This window comes from Roseobacter sp. HKCCA0434, from assembly GCF_032464675.1.
In the GTDB taxonomy this organism is placed as follows: domain Bacteria; phylum Pseudomonadota; class Alphaproteobacteria; order Rhodobacterales; family Rhodobacteraceae; genus Pontivivens.
In genome coordinates this window covers 80,006-102,425 of record NZ_JAWDKL010000013.1, presented here as the reverse complement: position 1 = coordinate 102,425, position 22,420 = coordinate 80,006, and the positions used below count along the sequence as shown (strand labels likewise).

Here is a 22,420-nt window from a genome sequence, read left to right as displayed (position 1 = left end):
ACGCCCCGAAACCGCGTCGCGCAGGGCCCGCGCGCGGGCGTCGCGCACCGGATCGGGCCGCGCCTCGGCCAGAAGCGCCAGCAGTTCCAGCGCCCCCGCCTCGCCCGACGGGGTGGCGCCGTCCTCGGTTTCGAGCACGGGTCCCAGCGGTCCTTCGGGGCTCAAAACCAGACGACCATCGTGATCGAATCGTTCCAGCAGTCGGGCGGCGAACGCATCGGCCAGATCGATCCGCCCCAGCGCAAAGGCGGCCAGCCCCAGCCAGGCATGATCGCTGAGATCCGCGACCTCCCGCCGCTTGCCGTCGAAATCGAGACGGGCAAGCTCCTCCAGCGGGCCAAGCCGCGCCATCACGGCGTCGAAGGCCCGCTCGGCCATCTCCGTCCAATCGGGCCGGTCCAGCGCGATCGCCGCCTCCGCCAGCGCGCGGATCAACAAGCCATTCCATCCGGCGATCACCTTCTCGTCGCGCAGGGGCCGGGGGCGGGCATCGCGGATCAGCCGCATCTCCTCCAGCAGCGGATCGAGCGCGTCGAACTCGACCGGCTCACCGGGGGTCAGGTGCGCCACCGGCCCGGCCTCCAGCGTCGGGGCCGCGTGCAGGTTGAGGACGTCCCGCGCCGCCTCCGGTGCGGCTTCGGGTGGCCAGACGTAGAATGCGCCTTCCTCCCGCCGCCCGTCCGCCTCCAGGCTGTCGGCGTCCTCGGCGGCGTAGAACGCGCCATCCGCCGCGGTCATGTCGCGGGCGATGTAGGCGACCAGCCGCGCCGCCGCGCGGGCGAGCGCGGGATCGCCACCGGCCTGCCAGCCCTCGACCAAGGCGCGCAGCATCAGCGCCTGATTGTAGAGCATCTTCTCGAAATGCGGCGTGCGCCAGTTCACATCGACCGTGTAGCGGTGGAACCCGCCGCCGACATGATCGTGCAGCCCGCCCGCCACCATCGCCTCGAGCGAGCGCAAGGCCATGTCCCGCGCCGCCGCATCGCCCGTGCGCCGCCAGTGGTCGAGCAGGAAGAGGAGGTGCCCCTCCTGCGGGAACTGCGTGCCGTGGCTGAAGCCGCCCTGCTCAGCGTTGAACAGCCGCGCGAGATCGGCGAGCGCCGCCGCCGGGGCGGCATCCAGCGCGGCGGGCGGGGCCGTCTCCGCCGGGATGCGGCGCATCGCCTCCGACAGTTGCCGCGCCACGCTCTCGAACTGCGCACGCTGCCCGCCATCCCAGCCCTGCGCGATCGCGCCGAGCACTTGCAGGAACTGCGGTTTCGGAAAGTACGTGCCGGTGTGGAAGGGCCGTCCGTCCGGCATCAGCCATTGTGAATTGGGCCATCCCGCGTGCCGATGCTGCAGCATGGTGGCGAGGATATAGACCTGATCCACGTCCGGGCGTTGCTCGCGGTCGAGCTTCACGGGCACGAAGGCGGTGTTGAGCAGGGCCGCGACCTCCTCGTCGTCGAAGCTCTCCTCCTCCATCACGTGACACCAGTGGCACGTGGCGTAGCCGACCGACAGGAACACCGGCAGATCGCGCGCCGTCGCCTCGGCCAGCGCCTCGGGCCCCCAGGGACGCCAGTCCACCGGGTTGTGCGCGTGCTGGACGAGGTAAGGCGACGCTTCGTGGATCAGCCGGTTGACGTAGCGCGGGCCGTCGCCGTCCATCAGATGCGTGCGCGGCACGTAACCGGGCCCGCGTGCGGCGAGCGCGGCCTCCAGCGCGATCTGTTCGTCGTCGCCCCGCGTCACGCCGGGAAGCGCCCTCATCCGATCACCATCGGCGCGCAGGAAAAGCCGCCCTCGACCAGTTCACCGAACTGCGTGTCGTCGGGGACCAGGTTGCCGTCGCCGTCCACGGTCGGGAACTCGATCAACCCGTCGCCCAAGTCTATGTGCGCGGCGCAGACCGGACCGTTCGGCCAGAAGAAGCAATAGGTCCCGTCCTTGTGGGTCCACAGCCCCTCCTGACACTGCCCGTCCGCCGCCTCGTAGCGGACCGAGCGCCCATCGGGCAGGTAGAATTCGCGCCCGATATAGGTCTCGCCGATGAAGTAACGGACCGAATTGCCGAGCGCGCGGTCTCGCCACTCCTCGACCGGGATCGGGCGTCCGTCCTGCGCCACGGCGGGCAGGGCGATCGAAGCAAGGCAGATCAGGCTGGCGAGGCGCATGGTGTCGGCTCCTTTCGGTCGCGCGCAGGCTCCGTCATCCCGCGTCGAAGGGCAAGGGATCAGGAGACGGGAATCTCGCAAGACACCGTTCGCTCGGAGATGCCCTCGATGCGCTGGATCTCCCACCGGGCATCGCGCGCGCCGCTCTCATCCACCGGCAGGACGTAGAGACCCTGCGCATCCTCCATGTGGCGATAGCAGAACTTGCCGTTGGGCCAGGAGAAGCAATAGGCGCTGGCCGGTTCGATGAACCGCCAGGTCCCTTCGAGGCACGTCCCGTCTGCGTAGAGGATGCTGACCACCTGCCCGCCGGGGTGATAGGTCTCGCGCGCGAAGACTTCGGGCCCGATCCGGTAGATCACCGTCCGCCCCTCGGTCATCGCCCGCCATTCGGCGAGCGGTATGTCCCGCCCGTCCTGCGCGCACGCGGGAGCGGCGAGAAGGCAGGCGAGGGCGAGCGCGCGGATCAACTGGTGACGCCCGGCTCGCAGGTCAGCGGCACGGGCACGATGCGGCCGACCTCCTGCAGGCTCTCCGTGTCGAGCGTGCCGTCGGGCTCCACCCCCTGGATCAGCCGCGCGCCGTCCTGCTCGAAATGGCGAAAGCATGAGGTCTCCCCCGGCCAGGCGAAGCAATAGGCCTCCAGCGGCTCGAAATAGGTCCAGCGCCCTTCGAGGCAGGCACCCGAGACATGCTCGAACACCACGCTTTCGCCATCGGGGGCGTAGTATTCGCGGCCGTAGGGCTCACCCTCGATCTCGTAATAGACGGTCTGGCCGCCGACCATGTCCACCCATTCCTCGGGCGGGATCAGGCGCGGCTCGTCCTGGGCGAGCGCGGGCGTGGCGAGCAGCAGGGCAGCGAGGGCTATACGGATCATCGGGTCCTCCGGGAATGCGTGTCGCAGGGCAAGTTAGGGCAAGTTCCGCCCGGTGTCCCCTCACGATCCGGCGACAGGGCGTCGCCGATCGGAAACCCCATGTCGCGAAGACGGCCCGAAACCGCCGCTTTTGCGCTGTCGGGGGGCGGGGCAGGGGCCTATCGTGGCGCGTGCAAGGGCAGGGAGACGCGTGATGGCACCGCTGGACGATCGCAAGGGCGTATGGAAATCGGGCCGCGGCAAGGGCCGCGCGACGCCGAAGGGCCGCCAATACGAAGATTCGGCGCTGGCCGAGGTGCAGGCGCTTCTGGGAGACGCGCCGCGACGGCGCGACCTGCTGATCGAGCATCTGCACAAGATCCAGGACGCCTACGGCCACCTCTCCGCCGCACATCTGCGCGCTCTGGCCGAGGAGATGCGCCTCGCGCAGGCCGAGGTCTACGAGGTCGCGACCTTCTACGCCCATTTCGACGTGGTGAAGGAGGGCGAGACCCCGCCCCCCGCTTTGACCATCCGCGTCTGCGATTCCCTGTCCTGCGAACTGGCGGGCGCGCAGGCGCTCAAGGCCGCGCTGGAGGACGGTCTCGACCCGGCGGAGGTCCGCGTGCTGCGCGCGCCGTGCATGGGCCGCTGCGACACCGCGCCGGTGCTGGAACTGGGGCACGCGCATATCGACCACGCCACGCCCAAAAAGGTGCGGGAGGCGATCGCCGACGGTGCGACTCACGCCATCATCCCCGACTACCAGGACTACGACGCCTATTGCGCCGAGGGCGGCTATGCCACGCTCGCCGATCTGCGGGCCGGTCGCCGGACACCCGACGAGGTGCAGCAGGACCTGCTCGACGCGGGTCTGCGCGGCATGGGCGGCGCGGGCTTCCCGGCGGGCAAGAAATGGAGCTTCGTGCGCGGCTACGAGGGTCCGCGCTACCTCGCCGTCAACGGCGACGAGGGGGAGCCGGGGACCTTCAAGGACCGCTGGGTGCTGGAGCGGACCCCCCACAGCTTCCTCGAAGGCATGCTGGTCGCAGCCTGGGCCGTCGAGGCCGAGCGAATCTTCCTCTACATGCGCGACGAATATCCCGCGATCCTGGAAATCCTGCGGCGCGAGATCGCACGGCTGGAGGAGGCGGGCCTCGTCGAGCCCGGCCATATCGATCTGCGCCGGGGTGCGGGTGCCTATATCTGCGGCGAGGAATCCGCGATGATCGAGAGCATCGAGGGCAAGCGCGGCCTCCCGCGTCACCGGCCGCCCTACGTGGCCGAGGTCGGCGTCTTCGACCGGCCGACGCTGGTCCACAATGTCGAGACGCTGCACTGGATCGGCAAGATCTGCCGCGAGGGTCCCGAAATCTTCGGCGCGCATGGCGTGAACGGGCGCAAGGGCCTGCGCGCCTATTCCGTGTCGGGGCGCGTGGCCAAGCCCGGCGTGTACCTGACCGATGCCGGGCAGACCATCGCCCAGCTCATCGAGCTTGCGGGCGGCATGGCGGACGGGCACGAATTCTACGCCTTCCAGCCCGGCGGTCCGTCCTCGGGCCTGCTGCCCGCCTCGATGCACGACGTCCCGCTCGATTTCGACACGCTGCAACCGCACGGCACCTTCATCGGGTCGGCGGCGGTGGTGGTCCTATCCACGCAGGACAGCGCCCGCGATGCCGCGCTCAACATGCTGCGCTTCTTCGAGGACGAGAGCTGCGGCCAGTGCACCCCGTGCCGGGTCGGCTGCGAGAAGGCGGTCAAGCTGATGCAGGCGGAACATTGGGACCAGCCCCTGCTGGAGGAGCTGTCGACCCTGATGGTCGACGCGTCGATCTGCGGCCTGGGTCAGGCCGCGCCGAACCCGATCCGCCTCGTCATGAAGCACTTCCCCGACGAGGTCTGAGGGTCCGGCCCGTCGCCGCCCGCTCGACGGGACCACCTGACGCGCGCGGCAATCGGCGAGGGAACGTCCCTGTCGCGAGGGAGTGCGCCGCCGCAAGCCGGGGCGGCAGCGCACGATCCATCACGGCCACGTGCGCCGGACGTCGCCGCCGTTGACAGGTCTGCCCCGGCGCGGGAACCTGCCTGCGATCCGCAGCTTATCGAAAGGCTTGCCCCTCATGCGCACCACCGCCCTCCTGTGCCTCTCCTCGCTCGCGTTGGCCGCGTGCGGCGGTGGCGGCAGCACATCGATCTCCGGCTTCACGCCCGTCTCGCCCGTCGTGGCGACGGGCCCTGGCGACACGCTCGTCGCGCGGGCGGGCACCCCGCTGCCCGCCACGCAGTACCGCACCACATTGCGAAGCGGCACGTTCTCCGCCTCGCCCGTCAGCGCGAACGACACCGCCAGCGTCGAGGTGCTGACCGCGACCCGCTACCGCATCCGCTCCGACCAGGGCTACGAGGCCGATCTCGTGCTGCGCGACACCACGGGCGGCGTGTCTAACTTCACGACCACCAGCGGCGACGCCGCGGTTGCGGGGCTGGTTGTGGGCACCTACGGCGCGGCGGGGGTCTATTCGTTCCCGTTCAACGTCGCGGACGCCGATGGCGGGGCCGTCACCTTCGGCATCCGCTCACCGGTCACCGCCGTGCCGTCCTCGGGAACGGCCAGCTATGGCGGCACCTTCTCGGGCCAGCGCAACCGCCCCGGCGGCGGCGACCCGGTGGCGCTGCGCGGCAACGCGTCGCTGACCGCCAATTTCGCGGGCGCCGCGGCCATCAACGGCCAGATCACGGGTGTCGTCGCCGATACCGGCCTTGGCACGACCGAAGCGTTCAACGACATCCTGCTCTCGGCCTCGATCACCGGGTCGGGCGGGAACGGCACCGCGCAGACGGGCGCGGCCCCGGCGGGCAGTTCCGTCGCCTTCGCGCCCGGTGCCAGCGGTGCGCTGAACGTGCAGTTCTACGGCCCGTCGCTGAACGAGCTCGGGGGCGCGTTCACCATCAACAACGGCGGCAATACCGTGACCGGCGGCTTCCTGACGGTGGACTGACCTATTGCAGATCGGCGAAGGCGCGGGTCAGCCGCGCCGCCGCCTCCTCGACCAGTGCGCGCCGCGTCGCGACGTTGAAGCGCAGCCAGCTCTCCCCGCCCTTGCCGAAGCTCGCGCCGTGATTGGCCGCGATCTTCGCGTCGTCCTGCACGCGGGCCTGCACCTCCTCGGGCGTCATGCCGGTTCCCGCGAAATCCACCCAGCACAGATAGGTGGAGGCGAGCGGCATCACCCGCACCCCCGGTATCGCGTCGAGCGCCGTTTCCAGAATTCGCCGGTTCTCGTCGATATAGGCGCGCGCGGCGTCGAGCCACTCGTCCCCTTGCGAATAGGCAGCCGTCGTCATCATCATGCCGAACCGGTTGGGCGAGGCGCCCGTCGCCAGATGCACCTTCTGGAACCGTGCCCGCAGCTCGGGATCGGCGATGATGACGTTGCCGGTCATCCCGCCCGCGAGGTTGAAGGTCTTGGACGCCGCGGTCAGCGTGATAAGCCGCGGCGCCAGCTCCGGCATCAGCTTGGCCAGCACGTGATGATCGGCATCGCCGAAGACGAGGTCGTGGTGGATCTCGTCCGAGAGCAGCATCAGGTCGTGCCGCTCGCAGAACGCCGCGATCGCACGCAATTCGTCCTCGGTCCAGACCGTGCCGCCCGGATTGTGCGGCGAGCACAGGATCAGCATCGAGACGCCCTCGACCAGCCGCTCCATCTCGTCGAGATCGGGCACGTAGCGCCCGTCCTCGATACGCATCTCGGCCTCGACCAGACGCCGATCGTTGGCGCGGATCATCTTGGCGAAGGCATGGTAGACCGGCGTCATCAGCATCACGCCGTCGCCCGGCGCGGTGAAGGCCTGAAGGCACAGCCCCACCCCCGACACGAGCCCATGCGTGGTGGAGATCCACTCCGGCTCGACCGTCCAGCCGTGCCGTCGCGCCATCCACTTGATGATCGCCTCGCGGTAGGGGCCGTCATTGCCGTAATAGCCGTGCACGCCATGCGCGACGGCCTTCGCCAGCATGTCGTTCACCGCCTGCGGCGGTTTGAAGTCCATGTCCGCGACCCACATCGCGATGCCGTCATCGGGCGATACACCGTAAAGCGCCTCGCACGCATCCCACTTCACCGAATGGGTGTCGCGGCGGTCGATCGGTTCGTCGAAATTCACGGTCATGGCACTCTCCTTCTGTCGCCCCCGACCTTATGGCGCGACGCCTGCAGGGCAAGGCTGGGATTGTATCCCGACAGAGGCGGGCGATTGCGCGCGCGGATGGCTTGGATTACATGCCGGGGCATGATCAGACCCATCCTCATCCACCCCGATCCGCGGCTCAAGAAGGTGGCCCCGCCGGTCGCCGACCTCACGGACGGCCTGCGCGCTCTGGCCGACGACATGCTGGAGACGATGTACGAGGCGCCGGGCATCGGCCTCGCCGCGCCCCAGATCGGGCAGGGCGTCCGGCTCTTCGTCATGGACTGCGCCGACAAGGAGGAGGCCCCCGCCCCCTTCGTCATGTTCAACCCCGAGATCACGGCGCGTTCGGACGACCAGTCGGTCTACGAGGAAGGATGCCTCTCGATCCCCGAGATCTACGCCGAGGTGACGCGCCCGGCCGAGGTGACGCTCGCCTGGATCGACCGCGACGGCAATCCGCAGAGCCGCGACTTCGCAGGGCTGGAGGCGACCTGCGTGCAGCACGAGCTCGACCACCTCGATGGCAAGCTCTTCATCGACTATCTTGGTTCGGTCAAACGCCAGATGATCACCAACAAGATGAAGAAGCTGAAGAAGGCCCGCGCATCGTGAGCGGCTACGCCCCGCGTCACATCGCGCCCGGCCCCGTTCTCGATATCGCGGGCGTGGCATTCAGAACCTACGCCATCGGACTGGACGCCGCACCCGTCGGCACGATCCTCCCCGCGCTCGATCCGCTCGGCGCCGACCTCGCCAACGCCATCGCCGTGGAAGGCGGGGCGGAGGGGCACGGCTTTACCATCCTCCACGAGGGCGAGGCGGGCACCTGGCAGCTCGCCTTGTGGTGGGCGCATGGCGACATCCTGTGCCAGCGGCTGTGGCGCGCCGATCCCGGCACGCTCGACTTCGTGGCCGTGGACGACCGCCCGCTGATGGCCTGCGTGTGGGAGCTGCACGTCATCGCCCACGAACAGCGCGCCTGGATCGCCCACATGGACGGCGCGGACTATGCCGCCGCCGCGCCCATCGAAGGCAGCCTCTGATGGCGCGGCGCCCCTTCCTGCAATGGCCCGACAAGCGGCTGCGCACCGCCGCAGCACCTGTCGACACGGTCGATGACGAAGTACGCGCGATCTGGAATGACATGCTCGACAGCATGTACGCCATGCCCGGCGTCGGCCTCGCCGCTCCGCAGATCGGCGTCATGCGTGCGCTGGCTGTGGTCGATTGCTCCAAGGGCATGGACCAGTCCGTCCGCATGGCCAATCCGCGAATCCTGCACGCCTCGGTCCAGATGCGCGAGCACGAGGAGGCCTCGCCGAACCTGCCCGGCATCTCCGCCACCGTGACCCGGCCGCGCGCGGTCACGGTCGCCTATCTCGACGAGGCCGGAGAGGAGACCGAGCGCGATTTCGTCGGCCTCTGGGCCACTTCGGTCCAGCACCAGATCGACCATCTCGCAGGCAGGCTCTTCGTCCACCGCCTCAAGCCCGTGAAGCGGCAGATGCTCCTTAGGAAGTTCGAGAAGCACCGCCGCTGAGCGTCACGAGTACCAGTCGCCGCGCCGCACCTCGGCATCGGCGCCCACCATCCGGGTGAACGCGTCGATATCGCTGCCGCGGTAATGATAGGGATAGACCACGCGCGGATTGATCATCGCCACCGCATCCGCCGCCTGCGCCACATCCATCGTGTAGGGCAGGTTCATCGGCAGGAAGGCGATGTCGATCTCCTCCAGATGCGCCATCTCGGGGACGTTCTCGGTATCGCCCGCGATGTAGACCCGCAACCCGTCCACGGTCAGCACATAGCCGTTGTCGCGCCCCTGCGGATGGTATTGCAGCCGGTCCTCGGTGATGTTGTAGGCCGGCACCGCCGCCACGTAGTACGGACCGGCATGCGTTGTGTCGCCGTTCGAGAGCATCATCGCGCGGGCCTTCAGATCGTCGGGCAGCATGCGGAACACGCCGGGATTGACGATCAGTTTCGTCGTATCGGTGACGATCCCGCGCAGCGTCTGCACGTTGTAATGGTCGCCATGCTCATGCGTCACGAGGATCAGGTCGGGCGCCGGATACTCCGCGTAGCGCGCCGCCTCGCCCACTGGGTCGTTGTAGATCACGAGGCCGGGCGTCTCCATCACGAAGGAGGCGTGATCGACCGGGTGGATCACCACCTCGCCGCCGTCGGTGGCATAGCTGTGGGACTCCCCGCCCTGCGCCATCGCCGCATAGGGCAGGACCATCGCGCCGGTCAGCGCGCCGCTCGTCGCCAGGAACCGTCTTCTGTCCATCTCGTCACTCCTCCAATCGCGTTGGCCTGCCACCTAGCGCGGCCGAACTCCGATCCCAGCCTTGCAAGCGCCCGCCACCTGCGCGACATCTGTCCGACCGAGAACAGGAGAGCCCCGATGCGCCTCGTCTTCATGGGAACGCCCGAGTTCTCCGTCACGGCGCTCGACGCGCTGCACGCCGCCGGGCATGAGGTCGCGGCCGTCTACACCCAGCCCCCGCGCGCCGCCGGGCGGGGCAAGCAGCTGCGCCCCACCCCGGTGCACCAGCGGGCCGAGGCGTTGGGCCTGGAGGTCCGCACACCGACCAGCCTGCGCGGAGCGGAGGAGCAGTCGGCCTTCGCCGCGCTGGACGCCGAGATCGCGGTGGTCGTGGCCTATGGCCTGATACTGCCGCAGCCCGTGCTCGACGCGCCCGCGCACGGGTGCCTCAACATCCACGCCTCGCTGCTGCCGCGCTGGCGCGGTGCGGCCCCGATCCAGCGTGCCATCATGGCGGGCGACGCGGAAACCGGCGTGTGCATCATGCAGATGGAGGCCGGGCTCGACACCGGCCCGGTGCTGAGCCGCGAGGCGACCCCGATCGGGCCGCAGGACATCTATCAGACCGTCCACGACCGGCTCGCCCTCATCGGCGCCCGGCAGATCGTCGAGACGCTGGCCGCGCTCGACGACCGCACGCCCGAAATCCAGCCCGAGGAGGGCGTCACCTACGCGTCCAAGATCGACAAGTCCGAGGCCAGGGTCGACTGGACCCGCCCCGCCACCGAGATCGACCGCCAGATCCGCGGCCTCTCCCCGTTCCCGGGTGCATGGACGACCCATGACGGCGCCCGGATCAAGCTCCTCCTGTCCCGTCCCGGCAGACCGGGCGGCGGCGAGCCGGGCCAGGTGCTCGACCACGACCTCTCCGTCGCCTGTGCAGATGGCTCGGTCCAGCTGCTGCGGCTGCAGCGCGCGGGGGGCAAGGCCGCGCAGGCGGATGAATTCCTGCGCGGACACCCCATATCGATGGGAGACATGTTGGGAGATTAGGATGGGTTTCTTCGCCTTCTTCGGCTCGATGATGCTGGGTGGGATCGTCGGATACGCGGCCGAGCGACTGGGCTTCACCCATAACGGCTACGTCCCGTCCATCGTGATCGCGCTGGGCGGGGTGGTGCTGTTCTTCATGATACGGGTGATGTTCGGCATCAGCTTCGGCAGCCCCGGATTGAACGCGATCATCTCCGCCGCGGGCGCGCTGATCCTGATCCCGACAGAGGCGGCGGCCCGGACGCGCACGCGCTACCGCTCTCGCTCCCGGCGGCGCTAGTCCCTTCATCTTCCTTCAAATACGTGAATGCTACGGTCGCGGCGGGCGCGCCCGGTAGACCGGTGCGCGCCATCCCAACGCGATCGAGCCCGCCCGGATGCCGAAGGTCAGCAGGGCACAGGCCAGCGCCGACAGGATCGCCCCGCCCCCCGCGGCGAAGACCAGCACGTTGGCGACCGCCCCGGCCAGGGCCGCCGTCGCGTAGAGGTCGCGCGCCTTCAGCACCAGCGGCACCTCGTTACAGACGACGTCGCGCGCGAGCCCGCCGATGCACGCCGTCACCATTCCCATGATCAGCAGGACCGGCCAGTCGAACCCCATGCCGCGGGCCACCGCGACCCCGACCGGCACGGCCACGGCCACCGCCAGCGCGTCGAGCCAGATGACCGCCCGGATCCGGCTCTCGATCAGGTGCGCGGTGAAGAAGACGAGGATCGCCGCCCCGCCCGCGACCGCGACATAGGCCGGATCGGCCACCCAGAACACCGCCTCGCGGCCCAGGATGACGTCGCGCGCCGTGCCGCCGCCCATCGCCGTGAGGCAGGCGACGAAAACGAAGCCCACGATGTCCAGCTGCGCCCGGCTCGCCGTCAGCGCGCCGGTCAGCGCAAAGACGAAGACCGCCAGCAAATCGAGCAGACCGACGAGGCTCACGCCGCGCGCCTCACTTGAACGGCGCCATGCCCGCGCGCGCCAGTTCGTCCGCGCGCTCGTTCTCCGGGTGGCCTGCATGGCCCTTGACCCATTCCCAGGTCACGTCATGCGCGGCCTGCGCGGCGTCCAGCCGCTTCCACAGGTCCTCGTTCTTCACCGGCTTCTTCGCGGCCGTCTTCCAGCCATTGCGCTTCCAGCCGTGGATCCACTTGGTCAGACCGTCCTTCACGTAAGCCGAGTCGGTGACGATGGTCACGGCGGTCGGGCGACCCAGCGTCTCCAGCGCCGTGATCGCGGCCATCAGCTCCATGCGGTTGTTGGTGGTCTGCGTCTCGCCACCTTTCAGCTCCCGCTCCTTCACGACCGCGCCATCGCGCTTGGCCTGCATCAGCACGCCCCAGCCGCCGGGGCCGGGATTGCCCGAACATGCGCCGTCCGTGTAGGCGAAGAATTCAGCCACGGACCGCCTCCACGTAGAGATTGTCGGACGGCTGCCCGTCGAAGCCGCGCCCCGTGCCGCGATCGACCTTCACGATCTCGAAGCCGCCATGCTCCAGCCGCCGCGCGATCTCCGCCTCGCCGTAGAAGGTGTAGAGCCGCCCGTTCTCGTCGCGCAGGCTGCCCGTGCCCTCCTTGAGGCCCAGGAACAGCCGCGCGCCCGGCGTCGTCGCCTCCCAGATCCGGCGCAGGTGATCGGGCATCCGGTCGCGCGGCGCGTGCTGCAAGCTGAAGAAGGCCCAGACCGCCTCGAACGCCGCCTTTTCCGACAGCTCCGCGAAATCCACGATCTCGACCTCGATGCCGTGGCGCTGCAGCGCCTCCTCGGCCAGTCCGCGGCTGCCATCCATCGCCCGCACGTCGAAGCCCGCGCGGCCGATCTGCGCCGCCGCCCAGCCCGTGCCGCAGCCCAGATCGAGCACCCGCGCCCCCTCGGGCAGGGTGTCGATCCAGCGGGCCAGCCGTGGATGCGCCTCGGTCGCGTCCGAATAGGCCGCGTAATCCGCCGCGTTCTCGTCGTAGAAGGCCAGCGTCTGCCCGCGCCGCCACGCGGTCCAGGCGGTGCGGAGTTCCATCTGGTCGGGCGGCTGGCGCTCGTAGCGCGGCACCCCCTCGATCAGCGGCACCCAAGGCAGGGCGCTGTCGGTCCAGATCTCGGCCCTCGGCTCCAGTTCGTGCCCCGGATCGAGCGTCCCCGCCTTGATCGAGATGTAGTCGCCCCCGCCATCGTGATACATCCGCACGCCGCATTTTGAGCAGAAGCGCCGCTGCACGCGATTGCCGCTTTCGGCGACGCTCTCGAACGTCGCGAGGTCGCCCTGCCAGCTCACCTCTTCGGCCACGCAGTAGAGCGACAGCCCGAAGGCCGAGCCGCTCTGCCGCTGGCAGTCGGTGCAATGACAGCGGGCGAAGCCCAGCGGCTCCCCCTCGATGGCGTAGCGGACGGCACCGCATTGACAGCCGCCGGTCAGACTCATGCGAAGGCTCCGATCATAAGGCAGATACAGACGGCGATCGTCAGCGGGATGCGCAGCGACAGCCACCACCAGACCACGACCGTCTGCCGTGCGAACCAGCTCTCGATGGCCAGAAGGCCCGCGAAGGCATAGATCAGCACGGTGCAGGACGCGGCCGGATCGTCCGTCAGGAAAAAGAAGATGAAGAGCGGCGGCACGACGCTCAGCCCCAGCTCGATCCAGCCGGGCCGCCGCCCGTGGCGGCTCGCGAACCCCCAGGAACACCCGGCCATGAAGCTCAGGATGATCGTGCCGTAGAACATCAGCAGCGCGCGCCCCCCCGCAGGCGACGGCTCGAACGGCCCGAAGCCGGGCAGGCTGCCCGAAGGCAACAGCACCGACGCCGCGCCGTAGAGGAACGGCAGCAGCCCGGCCCAGGCAAGGATCAGCGCTGGCTTGGGAATGTCAGACATGGCATCGGGGCTCCGCTCGTGTTCGCTTTGGCTACACGCCCCGAGTGGCGAAGCCAAGACGCGCGGCGGCGGAGATCCAACCCCCACGGGATCTCCGCCTGGTCGCAGCACATGTCTGCGGTGCCATCGGTTTGGCTGTCGCCGCGCCTCAGGCCATCGAACCCCACATGTCCGATGGGAAGGAAACCCGGACGGAGCGGGTCCGGTTGCATCGCGATACCACATTTCTCGCGGCGACTGGTCGGCAAGAGGCGCGCTCGGGCCGCGACGACGGGCGCCGACCAAGGCAAAGACCTACCTGACCGGTACCGTCTGCCCGTCGTCGAAAGGCATCCTGCACGCCAGCAAGCGCGGCGTCGGGTCAGCCGCGGCTTTCGACCGCGAGCCGCCCTGCCAGCACGGCGAAGGCCGCGGCGAAGGTGCCCCGCAACACGCGCATCGCGCGGGCCGAGCCCAGCACGTGCGACCGGGCCGCCGCCGCGAAGACGGCATAGAGGGCGAAGACCGCCGCCGTCATGGCGGAGAAGATCCCGCCGAGCAGCAGCATCTGCGCCGTCACGCCGCCCGCCTCCGGCACCAGGAACTGCGGCAGGAAGGCGAGGAAGAACAGCGACAGTTTCGGGTTCAGGACGTTGATCAGCGCGCCGCGCGCCGCGATCGCGAATGGGCCCGCCGGGCTCGTGCCGCCGGTTTCGAGCGCACCGCGTTCGGCCCAGGTCTTCCACGCCATCCAGATCAGGAACGCGACGCCCGCGAATTTCACGATCTGGAAGGCGAGCGCGCTGGCATGCAGCACCGCCGCCAGTCCCAGCGTCGCCGCCAGAAGATGTGGCACGATCCCGAAGGTGCAGCCGACGACGGCCGCCAGTGCGGGGCGCAGCCCCCGCGTCAGCGCCACCGATAGCACGTAGATCACCCCGGTTCCGGGGGCGAGCACGACGACGAGCGCCGTCGCGAGAAAGGCGAGACTGATCATGCGGGTGTCCTTCGGCTGGCGTCGCGGCACCGTGCCACGTGAGTTGCCGCAACTAAAGGGGTCAGGCCGCGCTTTCGCGCAGGATGCGCGGCACCTTGAATTCCACCCGCTCCTTTGCCGTCTCGACGATCTCGACGGTCACGTCGTAGCGGTCGCGAAAGGCGTCGATCACCTCGTCGATCAGGACCTCCGGCGCGCTCGCGCCCGCGGTGATGCCCAGCGCCGAGATCCCTTCGATCGCCCGCCAGTCGATATCGGTCGCCCGTTGCACCAGTTGGGAATAACCGCATCCCGCGCGCGCCCCGACCTCGACCAGCCGCTTGGAGTTCGAGGAGTTGGGCGCCCCGATCACCAGCAGGGCATCGACCTTCGGCGCGACCTCCTTGACCGCTTCCTGCCGGTTGGTGGTGGCGTAGCAGATGTCCTCCTTGTGCGGACCGACGATCGCGGGAAAGCGCGCGGTCAGCGCGGCCACGATCTCCGCCGTGTCGTCGACGCTCAACGTCGTCTGCGTAATATAGGCCAGCTCCTCCGGCCGGCGGGGGGACAGCGTCGCCACATCGGCGGGCGTCTCCACCAGCAGCACCTCGCCGGGCGGCAACTGACCCATCGTGCCCACGGTCTCGGGATGTCCGGCATGGCCGATCATCACGATCTGCAGCCCGTTCTCGTGGTGCCGCTCCGCCTCGATATGCACCTTGCTGACCAGCGGGCAGGTCGCATCGACATAGAGCATCTGGCGCGCCTGTGCCGCCTCGGGTACCGATTTGGGCACGCCGTGCGCCGAGAAGATCACCGGCCGGTCGTCGGGGCACTCGTCCAACTCCTCGACGAAGACCGCGCCCTTCTCGCGCAGCTCGTCGACGACGTAGCGGTTGTGCACGATCTCGTGCCGCACATAGACCGGCGCGCCGTATTTCTCGATGGCCATCTCCACGATCTTGATCGCCCGGTCGACACCCGCGCAGAAGCCGCGCGGCGCGGCCAGAAGGATCTTCAGCGGTGGCTTGGTCATGGCACTCTCCCGTCCTCGCCCTGACATAAGCCGCCGCGCGCCGCGATGCCACCCGTCGTCAGGCCTGTTTCAGGTCGGCCCGCACATCCCCGACGAAGTGTCCCACCTCCCCCGACAGGCGCTGCATCTCCTGTGCGATGACGAGGAAGCCCGCACCCGCGCTGCCGCTGCGCGCCGCTTCGATCCCGGCATTGATCGACAGCAGTTCCATCGACGTCCCCACCCGTTTCAGTCTGGCAAGCGTCCCGTCGAGCGTTTCGCGTTTCCCCTGATCGATGCGGCGGGTCAGGCGACCGATCTCGCGAATCAGCGCGTCGACATAGTCCGAGACGGCGTCGTCGAGCTCGAACAGGCACAGCTCCGTCAGGTCGGGCGCCGCGGCGAGCCGCTCCTCCAACCGTTCGGGATCCTCCCCCGTGTGGCGATGGAGCTGCTCGAGAACCGCCTGCACATGCTCTCGCATCGGGCGCAGGCACGGGTCGCAGTCGAGCGCCTTCGCCTCGTCCCTCATCTCCTGCGCGAGGGCGGCAAGCTCGCGGGCCTCGACGATCCGCTCCAACGCCCGGACGAGGGCGGGCCGCGGCAGCCCGCCCCGGCATTTCTGCGCGGCGACGAGGACACCCGCGGCATTGCGTGCCGGTGCCACGGCCACGACGACCCGTTGGCACAGCTTGCGCAACGCGGTGAGCCTGCTGGTGAGAGAAGCGTCCGTCATGCAGACGAGGCGTAGCGCGCAAAGATTAACGCTTCGTCACTGCTCCCGCGGCGGGCGGCCGATCACGTCGCGCAGTTCCTCGAGCTCGATGAAGTTGTCCGCCTGGCGCCGCAGGTCGTCGGCGATCATCGGCGGCTGCGAGCGGATCGTGGAGACGACCGAGACCCGCACCCCCTGCCGCTGGATGCCCGCGACCAGCGGCTTGAAATCCCCGTCGCCCGAGAACAGGACCATATGGTCGATATGCGGCGCCATCTCCATCGCGTCGACGGCCAGCTCGATATCCATGTTGCCCTTCACCTTGCGCCGACCCAGCGAGTCGGTGAACTCCTTGGCGGGCTTGGTGACCATGCTGAAGCCGTTGTAGTTGAGCCAGTCCACCAGCGGCCGGATGGGCGAGTATTCCTCGTTCTCCAGCAGCGCGGTGTAGTAGAAGGCGCGCAGCAATTTGCCTCGGCGCATGAACTCGGTGCGCAACAGCTTGTAATCGATGTCGAATCCCAATGCCTTCGCTGCCGCGTAAAGGTTCGACCCGTCGATGAACAGGGCGAGCTTCTCGTCGCGATAGAACACAATATCTCCAATCTGTCGGTAGGTTCGCTTCCAAATCCGCGCGAACGTCTTGTGCAATATGCACACAGTATGGAAAAGCGATTGTCGTGGGAAGAGGGCAAGGACGGCGGACGGATGCGATACCTCCTGGCGCTCGGCGCCAACCTTTCGGGACCCGCCGGTGCGCCCGACGCGACCCTCGACGCGGCGCTCGACCGGATCGCCGAACTCGGCACCGGGCTTCGCGCCAGCCGCTACCATTCCAGCCCGGCCTGGCCTGCCGGGTCAGGCCCGGACTACGTGAACGCCGCCGCATCGATCACGTCGCAAATGGGCGCCGAGGCGCTGCTCGCGGCCCTGCACGCCATCGAGGCCGATCTCGGTCGCGTGCGCGGCAGGCGCTGGGCGGCGCGGGCCAGCGATCTCGACCTTCTGGGCGGGGACGACCTCGTGTCCCCCGATGCCGAAACGGTCCGGGCGGCGATCGATGCGGGGCCGTCGGAAACGCCGCCGGCCACGCTGCTGCTGCCGCATCCGCGCCTGCACGAACGCGCCTTCGTCCTCGTTCCGCTGATGGAGGTCGCGCCCGACTGGCGCCATCCGCTGCTGGACCTCACCGTCCGGCAGATGCACGGCGCACTGCCCGAGGCCGCCAAGGCCGAGATCGTGCCGATCCTGCGGTGACCGGTCGCGCACACGTCTTGTCCGAGGGTCCGTCCCCATGCTAACCGGAGTCCACCAGATCGCCGGGTCAACGGCGCTGGGCACCGGACATGACCGAATGATACTTCACCGACTTGCGGCGCTCGAGCAGCCGCTCAAATGGGCGGCGTTCGCGCTCGGACTTCTCAGCACCATCTCGATCGTCCAGGGCTGGCAGCTTTCCGCCATGCTGCTGGGTCTGCCCTTCTGCCTGATATGGGTGTTCTGCGGCTGGCTCCGTACCGAGCCTCAGCTCAAATACATCAACATCGTCTTCAGCGGCCTCTACCTCTACGGCATCGCGCGCTACCTGCTCCTCACATCCTGAGGAGCGACCGGGCCATTCGCTTGCATCCGGCGCGCGCAGGCGCTACATGCGGAACTTCTCCTATCCGTATGGCTGATGAAGCGGAGGCCGGACATGGCACGTGTGACCGTCGAAGATTGCGTAGACAAGGTTCCCAACCGGTTCGAGCTGGTGATGCTCGCCGCGCACCGCGCGCGCGAACTGGCGACTGGCGCGCCGCTGACCGTGGACCGTGACAACGACAAGAACCCGGTCGTCGCCCTGCGCGAGATCGCGGACGAGACGCTGACCGCCGCGCAGCTGCGCGAAGCCGCGATCGAGAGCAACCAGCGTCAGATCGAGGTGGACGAGCCCGAGGACGACCAGATGGCCCTGCTGATGGGCGATGGCGGCTCGGCCGACAAGCCGGCCGAGGACGACATGTCCGAGGAATCGCTCCTGCGCGCGCTGATGGACGCCCAGGGCGAGAAGTGATGGGGGCGGCGCGCGATGCCTGACGGATCGTCCAGCGCCGGCACCCTCTTTGCGCCAGCCGCGGCGGAACTCGCCGCGCTGGCCCGCAGCTACAATCCCAATTCCAACGCCGCCCTGATCGAGGGGGCCTACGCCTATGCGCAGGCCGCCCATGCCGACCAGCGCCGCCGCTCGGGCGAGCCCTATTTCACCCATCCGCTCGCCGTGGCGGAGATGCTGGTGGAACAGCGGCTCGACGACGCCACCATCGTCACGGCTCTCCTGCACGACACGGTCGAGGATACCGGCTCCACGCTGATGGAGGTCACGCGCCTCTTCGGCAAGGAGATCGCCGAGCTGGTCAACGGCGTGACCAAGCTGACCAATCTGGAGCTGTCGTCCAAGGAGACGAAGCAGGCCGAGAACTTCCACAAGCTCCTGATGGCCGTGGCCAAGGACATGCGCGTCCTTCTGGTCAAGCTCGCCGACCGTCTGCACAACATGCGCACCATCCGCCACATGCGCCCCGAGAAGCAGATCGTGAAGGCGCAGGAGACGATGGACATCTACGCGCCGCTCGCCGGGCGCATGGGCATGCAGTGGATGCGCGAGGAGTTGGAGGATCACGCCTTCCGCGTCCTCCAGCCCGAGGCGCGCTCCTCGATCATCCGCCGTTTCATCACGCTCAAGAACGAGACGGGCGACGTCATTCCCCGCATCACCGACGATCTCGACCGCGCCCTGTTCGACGCCGGGATCGCGGCCGAGGTGACGGGGCGGGAAAAGCGGCCCTATTCGATCTGGCGCAAGCTCAACGACAAGAACGACCCCGAGGGCGATTTCCACCGGCTGTCGGACATCTTCGGCTTCCGCATCGTCACCACCTCGGTCGAGGATTGCTACCGCGCGCTCGGCGTCGTGCACCGGCGCTGGAACGCGGTGCCGGGCCGGTTCAAGGATTACATCAGCCAGCCCAAGTCCAACGGCTACCGCTCGATCCACACCACCGTCTCGGGCCGTTCGGCGCGGCGGGTGGAGATCCAGATCCGCACCCAGCAGATGCACGAGGTGAACGAGACCGGCATCGCCGCGCATTGGTCCTATCGCGACGGCGTGCGTTTCGAAAATCCCTTCGCCGCCGATCCGCTGGCCTGGCTCAAGGATCTCAGCGAAGGGCTGTCGGGCGCCGTCGACCCGGCCGAATTCCTCGAACATGCCAAGCTGGAGATGTTCCAGGACCAGGTCTTCTGCTTCACGCCCAAGGGCAAGGTGGTGAAGCTGCCGCGCGGGGCGACGCCGCTCGACTTCGCCTATGCGATCCACACCAATCTGGGCAATTCCTGTGTCGGCGCGAAGGTCGACAACCGCCGCGTGCCGCTCTTCACCCGGCTACGCAACGGCCAGTCCGTCACCATCATCTCCGCCCCCGGCCAGACACCGCAGGCCAGCTGGGCCGAACTTGTCGTCACCGGGCGCGCCAAGACCGCGATCCGCCGCCACGCGCGCGAGGCGGAGCGGGAGGCACAGGTGCGCCTTGGCCGCGAATTCGCTCGCGTCGCCTTCGCCAAGGTCGGCAAGAAACCGACGGACAAGGCGCTCGCGACCGTGGCCGAGCGTCTCGGCGTGGAAGGCGGGGCGGACGAGGTGCTGCGCGCGCTCGGCGCGACCGAGCTGTCGGGCGACCAGATCGTCACCACGCTCTACCCCGAACTGACCGGCGACGTGCCCGAGCCGCAGGGCCGCCCCGACGGGGTCATCGGCCTCGATCCCGGCCAGGCCGCCCGCGCGGCGCTCTGCTGCGAGCCCCTGCCGGGCGAACGCATCGTCGGCATCAGCTATCGCGGCCGCGGGGTGGAGGTGCACTCGATCGACTGCCCCCGCCTCGGCGCCTTCGAGGACCAGCCCGAGCGCTGGATCGACCTCAAATGGGGCATTGGCGAGAGCCTCGGCACCCATTCCGCCCGCCTCGCCGTGACGATGGCCAACGATGCGGGCGTGCTGGGGCGGCTGTGCTCCCTGATCGGGGAGCACAACGCCAACATCTCCGATATCCGCATCCTCGATCCAAAGCCCGATTTCTACGTCATCGAGGTCCGCATCGAGGTCCGTGACCTGCAGCATCTGTCGCGCATCGAGACGGCTATACAGGCCGACAGCGCCGTGACAGATGTGATGCGGAAACGAAACTCGGAAACGGCGGCGGCGTGATCCGCCGCGAGTGCAGCCATGTTCAAGCGCCGTAAACCGCTGGGCTACCTGGAATGGATGCGCGAGGGCGTCGCTCCGCGCGCGGGCTGGCGGCGCGTGGTCGAATATCTCGCCCACCGGGTGCGGCGCCTGCCCGACAGTCCGCACAAGATCAGCCTCGGCCTCGCCATCGGCGTGTTCATGTCCTTCTCGCCGCTCTTCGGGCTGCATATCCTCATCGCGGCGGGGTTGGCCTGGGTCATGCGCGCCAACATCCTGGCCGCGGTCACCGGCACCTTCTTCGGCAACCCGCTGACCTTCCCCTTCATCGTCTACGTCTCGCTGCGACTGGGCCGCTGGATCACCGGCACGCGGGGCACGTCGGAATTCGAACTGCTCAAGCAGGCGGTCGTCGACGCGTGGCAGGGTCTGTGGTTCTCTTTCAAGAGCCTGTTCGGCTTCGGTCCCGCCCCCTATGACCGGCTGCTGGGGTTCTGGGACTACTTCTTCTGGCCCTATCTCGTCGGCGGGCTGATCCCCGGCCTGCTCGGGGCCGTCCTGACCTATTACGTCAGTCGCCCCTTCGTGCGGGCCTACCAGGCCCGCCGCCGTGCACAGAACCTCGCGCGCATCGCCAAGGCGACCGAGGCGCGCGACGCCAAGGTCGGCAAGGCCGCCCGGCGGGGCGGTTCCGCGTAGCGGTTACAATCCCGCGCTCCAAATCCGCACGCACCGCGTTAGGTTGTCCCCCGGAACGGCGGAGGACCCGATGAGCGAGCACGACACCAAACTGCGCCTCGGCGTGAACATCGACCACGTGGCGACCGTGCGCAACGCGCGCGGCGGACATGTGCCCGACCCGGTGCGCGCCGCGATGCTGGCCGCCAAGGCCGGGGCGGACGGCATCACCGCCCATCTGCGCGAGGATCGCCGCCACATCCGCGACGCCGATATCGATGCGCTGATGCAGGCGCTGGAGATCCCGCTCAACTTCGAGATGGCCGCGACCGAGGAGATGCAGGCCATCGCCCTGCGGCACAGGCCGCACGCCGTCTGCATCGTCCCCGAACGGCGGGAGGAACGCACGACCGAAGGCGGGCTGGAGGTCGCGGGCGACAAGGCGCGCCTCACCGACTTCATCGCGCCGCTGGCCGAAGCAGGCGCGCGCGTCTCGCTCTTCATCGCCGCCGATCCCACGCAGATCGTGGCGGCCTCTCAGGTCGGGGCGGCGGTGGTCGAGATCCACACCGGAGCCTATTGCGACGCCCATATGGAAGGCCGGTTCGAGGATCGCGACCTCGAACTGGCGCGCATCCAGTCCGCCGCCGAGCAGGCGCACGGCCTAGGGCTCGAAGTACACGCCGGGCACGGCCTCGCCTTCGACACGGTCGGCCCCATCGCCGCGATCCCGGAAATGCGCGAACTCAACATCGGCCACTTCCTGATCGGTGAGTCGATCTTCATCGGTCTCGATGCCGCGATCGGCCACATGCGCCGCCTGATGGACGCGGCGCGGTGAGCATCGCCGTCGCGCTCTGCACCTTCCTGATCGCCGCCGGATCGCCGGGGCCCGCGACGCTGGGCGTCGCCGCGACCGCGATGGCCTCGGGGCGCCGCCGCGCGATCCGACAGGCCATAGGCCTCGCCATCGGGCTGGGGCTCTGGGGCGCCGCCGCCGGGGCGGGCTTCGCCACGCTCGTCCTCGGTTCGCCGCCGGTGCTGATGGTCGTCAAGCTGGTCGGCGCGGCCTATCTCGGCTGGCTCGCCTTGGCAGCCCTCCGCAGTGCGCGGCGGACGTCCCCGACGCCAGCGCGGCGACCCGGCGGCGCGTTCCGATCCGGTCTGCTGCTCAACCTGCTGAACCCGAAAGCCGCGCTCGCCTGGGTCGCCGCTCTCGCGCTGGGGCAGGGAGGGACCACTGCCGCAACCTGGACGACCGTCGTCGCATGTGCGCTGCTCGGGCTCGTCCTTTATCTCGCCTACGCGATCCTCTTCTCGCGCGCGTCCGTGATGGCCAGTTATGCCGCCGCGCGCCGCTGGATCGACGGAGCCTGCGCCGTCTTCTTCGGTGCGGCGGCGATACGGCTCGCAGTCTGGCGACCAACATGAGAG

Annotated in this window: 28 protein-coding genes; 14 read left to right on the top strand and 14 right to left on the bottom strand. The window is 68.8% G+C overall.

Translation table 11 applies throughout. The features are described from left to right. From RX333_RS09960 to RX333_RS09945, 4 genes are all read right to left on the bottom strand, one after another. Positions 1 to 1,755 (bottom strand): thioredoxin domain-containing protein (locus tag RX333_RS09960; RefSeq protein ID WP_316014785.1); only part of this gene is annotated, 1,755 nt, incomplete at its 3' end. Beyond that, on the bottom strand, positions 1,752 to 2,159 hold the full coding sequence (locus tag RX333_RS09955; protein WP_316014784.1) for a hypothetical protein: 408 nt from the start codon (positions 2,157 to 2,159) through the stop codon (positions 1,752 to 1,754). The genes RX333_RS09960 and RX333_RS09955, both read right to left, overlap by 4 nt. 59 nt (positions 2,160 to 2,218) lie before the next feature. Next, positions 2,219 to 2,629 carry a hypothetical protein gene (locus RX333_RS09950; RefSeq protein ID WP_316014783.1) on the bottom strand — a complete coding sequence of 137 codons (411 nt, stop codon included), beginning with the start codon at positions 2,627 to 2,629 and terminating at the stop codon, positions 2,219 to 2,221. Next, positions 2,626 to 3,039 carry a hypothetical protein gene (locus RX333_RS09945; protein WP_316014782.1) on the bottom strand — a complete coding sequence of 138 codons (414 nt, stop codon included), beginning with the start codon at positions 3,037 to 3,039 and terminating at the stop codon, positions 2,626 to 2,628. The genes RX333_RS09950 and RX333_RS09945 overlap by 4 nt, the downstream gene beginning before the upstream one ends. A 193-nt stretch (positions 3,040 to 3,232) precedes the next feature. Between RX333_RS09945 and RX333_RS09940 the strand changes: the two genes are divergently transcribed. Next, entirely contained in the window at positions 3,233 to 4,924 is a 1,692-nt protein-coding gene (locus RX333_RS09940; protein ID WP_316014781.1) for an NAD(P)H-dependent oxidoreductase subunit E, read from the top strand. Between the two features lie 217 nt (positions 4,925 to 5,141). Further along, a complete protein-coding gene (locus RX333_RS09935; RefSeq protein ID WP_316014780.1) occupies positions 5,142 to 6,020 on the top strand; it encodes a transferrin-binding protein-like solute binding protein in 879 nt (292 codons plus the stop codon). 1 nt (position 6,021) lies between these two features. On the opposite strand, the gene RX333_RS09930 is transcribed toward RX333_RS09935, so the two are convergent. Beyond that, the gene (locus RX333_RS09930; protein WP_316014787.1) at positions 6,022 to 7,188 is read right to left on the bottom strand and encodes a MalY/PatB family protein; all 1,167 of its coding nucleotides are present in this window, start codon (positions 7,186 to 7,188) and stop codon (positions 6,022 to 6,024) included. A gap of 126 nt (positions 7,189 to 7,314) precedes the next feature. Between RX333_RS09930 and def (RX333_RS09925) the strand changes: the two genes are divergently transcribed. The 3 genes from def (RX333_RS09925) to def (RX333_RS09915) are packed head-to-tail and all read left to right on the top strand — an operon-like array spanning position 7,315 to position 8,755. After that, positions 7,315 to 7,827, top strand: coding sequence for a peptide deformylase (def, locus tag RX333_RS09925; protein ID WP_316014779.1), 513 nt, complete (start codon positions 7,315 to 7,317; stop codon positions 7,825 to 7,827). Beyond that, complete coding sequence (locus RX333_RS09920) at positions 7,824 to 8,258, top strand: hypothetical protein (protein ID WP_316014778.1); 435 nt, start codon at positions 7,824 to 7,826, stop codon at positions 8,256 to 8,258. The genes def (RX333_RS09925) and RX333_RS09920 overlap by 4 nt, the downstream gene beginning before the upstream one ends. Continuing rightward, complete coding sequence (def, locus tag RX333_RS09915; protein WP_316014777.1) at positions 8,258 to 8,755, top strand: peptide deformylase; 498 nt, start codon at positions 8,258 to 8,260, stop codon at positions 8,753 to 8,755. The genes RX333_RS09920 and def (RX333_RS09915) overlap by 1 nt, the downstream gene beginning before the upstream one ends. 3 nt (positions 8,756 to 8,758) lie before the next feature. On the opposite strand, the gene RX333_RS09910 is transcribed toward def (RX333_RS09915), so the two are convergent. After that, entirely contained in the window at positions 8,759 to 9,508 is a 750-nt protein-coding gene (locus tag RX333_RS09910) for an MBL fold metallo-hydrolase (RefSeq protein WP_316014776.1), read from the bottom strand. A 117-nt stretch (positions 9,509 to 9,625) separates the two neighbouring features. Between RX333_RS09910 and fmt the strand changes: the two genes are divergently transcribed. Together fmt and RX333_RS09900 are read left to right on the top strand one after the other, a co-directional pair. Next, entirely contained in the window at positions 9,626 to 10,540 is a 915-nt protein-coding gene (gene fmt, locus RX333_RS09905; RefSeq protein WP_316014775.1) for a methionyl-tRNA formyltransferase, read from the top strand. Position 10,541: 1 nt separating this feature from the next. Beyond that, complete coding sequence (locus RX333_RS09900; RefSeq protein ID WP_316014774.1) at positions 10,542 to 10,820, top strand: hypothetical protein; 279 nt, start codon at positions 10,542 to 10,544, stop codon at positions 10,818 to 10,820. Positions 10,821 to 10,850: 30 nt separating this feature from the next. Here the strand turns inward: RX333_RS09900 and RX333_RS09895 are convergent, their stop codons facing one another. The 8 genes from RX333_RS09895 to RX333_RS09860 form a co-directional block, all read right to left on the bottom strand. Next, complete coding sequence (locus RX333_RS09895) at positions 10,851 to 11,474, bottom strand: trimeric intracellular cation channel family protein (RefSeq protein ID WP_316014773.1); 624 nt, start codon at positions 11,472 to 11,474, stop codon at positions 10,851 to 10,853. Positions 11,475 to 11,484: 10 nt separating this feature from the next. Next, positions 11,485 to 11,934 (bottom strand): ribonuclease HI, encoded by a 450-nt coding sequence (gene rnhA / locus RX333_RS09890; protein ID WP_316014772.1) that lies wholly within the window; start codon positions 11,932 to 11,934, stop codon positions 11,485 to 11,487. Further along, the gene (locus RX333_RS09885; RefSeq protein WP_316014771.1) at positions 11,927 to 12,949 is read right to left on the bottom strand and encodes a GFA family protein; all 1,023 of its coding nucleotides are present in this window, start codon (positions 12,947 to 12,949) and stop codon (positions 11,927 to 11,929) included. The genes rnhA and RX333_RS09885 overlap by 8 nt, the downstream gene beginning before the upstream one ends. After that, complete coding sequence (locus RX333_RS09880; RefSeq protein ID WP_316014770.1) at positions 12,946 to 13,401, bottom strand: DUF3429 domain-containing protein; 456 nt, start codon at positions 13,399 to 13,401, stop codon at positions 12,946 to 12,948. Before RX333_RS09880 ends, RX333_RS09885 begins: the two co-directional genes overlap by 4 nt. A 361-nt stretch (positions 13,402 to 13,762) precedes the next feature. Continuing rightward, on the bottom strand, positions 13,763 to 14,377 hold the full coding sequence (locus RX333_RS09875) for a LysE family translocator (protein ID WP_316014769.1): 615 nt from the start codon (positions 14,375 to 14,377) through the stop codon (positions 13,763 to 13,765). A 61-nt stretch (positions 14,378 to 14,438) separates the two neighbouring features. Continuing rightward, positions 14,439 to 15,392 carry a 4-hydroxy-3-methylbut-2-enyl diphosphate reductase gene (ispH, locus tag RX333_RS09870; RefSeq protein ID WP_316014768.1) on the bottom strand — a complete coding sequence of 318 codons (954 nt, stop codon included), beginning with the start codon at positions 15,390 to 15,392 and terminating at the stop codon, positions 14,439 to 14,441. 58 nt (positions 15,393 to 15,450) lie between these two features. Further along, a complete protein-coding gene (locus RX333_RS09865) occupies positions 15,451 to 16,107 on the bottom strand; it encodes a methyl-accepting chemotaxis protein (protein ID WP_316014767.1) in 657 nt (218 codons plus the stop codon). 36 nt (positions 16,108 to 16,143) lie between these two features. Further along, positions 16,144 to 16,680, bottom strand: coding sequence for an NYN domain-containing protein (locus tag RX333_RS09860; RefSeq protein WP_316014766.1), 537 nt, complete (start codon positions 16,678 to 16,680; stop codon positions 16,144 to 16,146). Between the two features lie 114 nt (positions 16,681 to 16,794). On the opposite strand from RX333_RS09860, the gene folK reads away from it, so the two are divergent. From folK to RX333_RS09825, 7 genes are all read left to right on the top strand, one after another. Continuing rightward, positions 16,795 to 17,343 carry a 2-amino-4-hydroxy-6-hydroxymethyldihydropteridine diphosphokinase gene (gene folK, locus RX333_RS09855; RefSeq protein WP_316014765.1) on the top strand — a complete coding sequence of 183 codons (549 nt, stop codon included), beginning with the start codon at positions 16,795 to 16,797 and terminating at the stop codon, positions 17,341 to 17,343. Positions 17,344 to 17,440: 97 nt separating this feature from the next. After that, complete coding sequence (locus RX333_RS09850) at positions 17,441 to 17,689, top strand: peptidase (protein WP_316014764.1); 249 nt, start codon at positions 17,441 to 17,443, stop codon at positions 17,687 to 17,689. Positions 17,690 to 17,782: 93 nt separating this feature from the next. Continuing rightward, positions 17,783 to 18,142, top strand: a complete 360-nt coding sequence (gene rpoZ, locus RX333_RS09845) for a DNA-directed RNA polymerase subunit omega (RefSeq protein ID WP_316014763.1) — start codon at positions 17,783 to 17,785, stop codon at positions 18,140 to 18,142. A gap of 15 nt (positions 18,143 to 18,157) precedes the next feature. Then, entirely contained in the window at positions 18,158 to 20,329 is a 2,172-nt protein-coding gene (locus tag RX333_RS09840) for a bifunctional (p)ppGpp synthetase/guanosine-3',5'-bis(diphosphate) 3'-pyrophosphohydrolase (protein WP_316014762.1), read from the top strand. An 18-nt stretch (positions 20,330 to 20,347) separates the two neighbouring features. Then, the gene (locus tag RX333_RS09835; RefSeq protein ID WP_316014761.1) at positions 20,348 to 21,007 is read left to right on the top strand and encodes a DUF2062 domain-containing protein; all 660 of its coding nucleotides are present in this window, start codon (positions 20,348 to 20,350) and stop codon (positions 21,005 to 21,007) included. 70 nt (positions 21,008 to 21,077) lie between these two features. Then, complete coding sequence (locus RX333_RS09830) at positions 21,078 to 21,827, top strand: pyridoxine 5'-phosphate synthase (protein ID WP_316014760.1); 750 nt, start codon at positions 21,078 to 21,080, stop codon at positions 21,825 to 21,827. Then, positions 21,824 to 22,417, top strand: coding sequence for a LysE family translocator (locus tag RX333_RS09825; protein WP_316014759.1), 594 nt, complete (start codon positions 21,824 to 21,826; stop codon positions 22,415 to 22,417). Before RX333_RS09830 ends, RX333_RS09825 begins: the two co-directional genes overlap by 4 nt. The last annotated feature ends 3 nt before the right edge of the window (positions 22,418 to 22,420 follow it).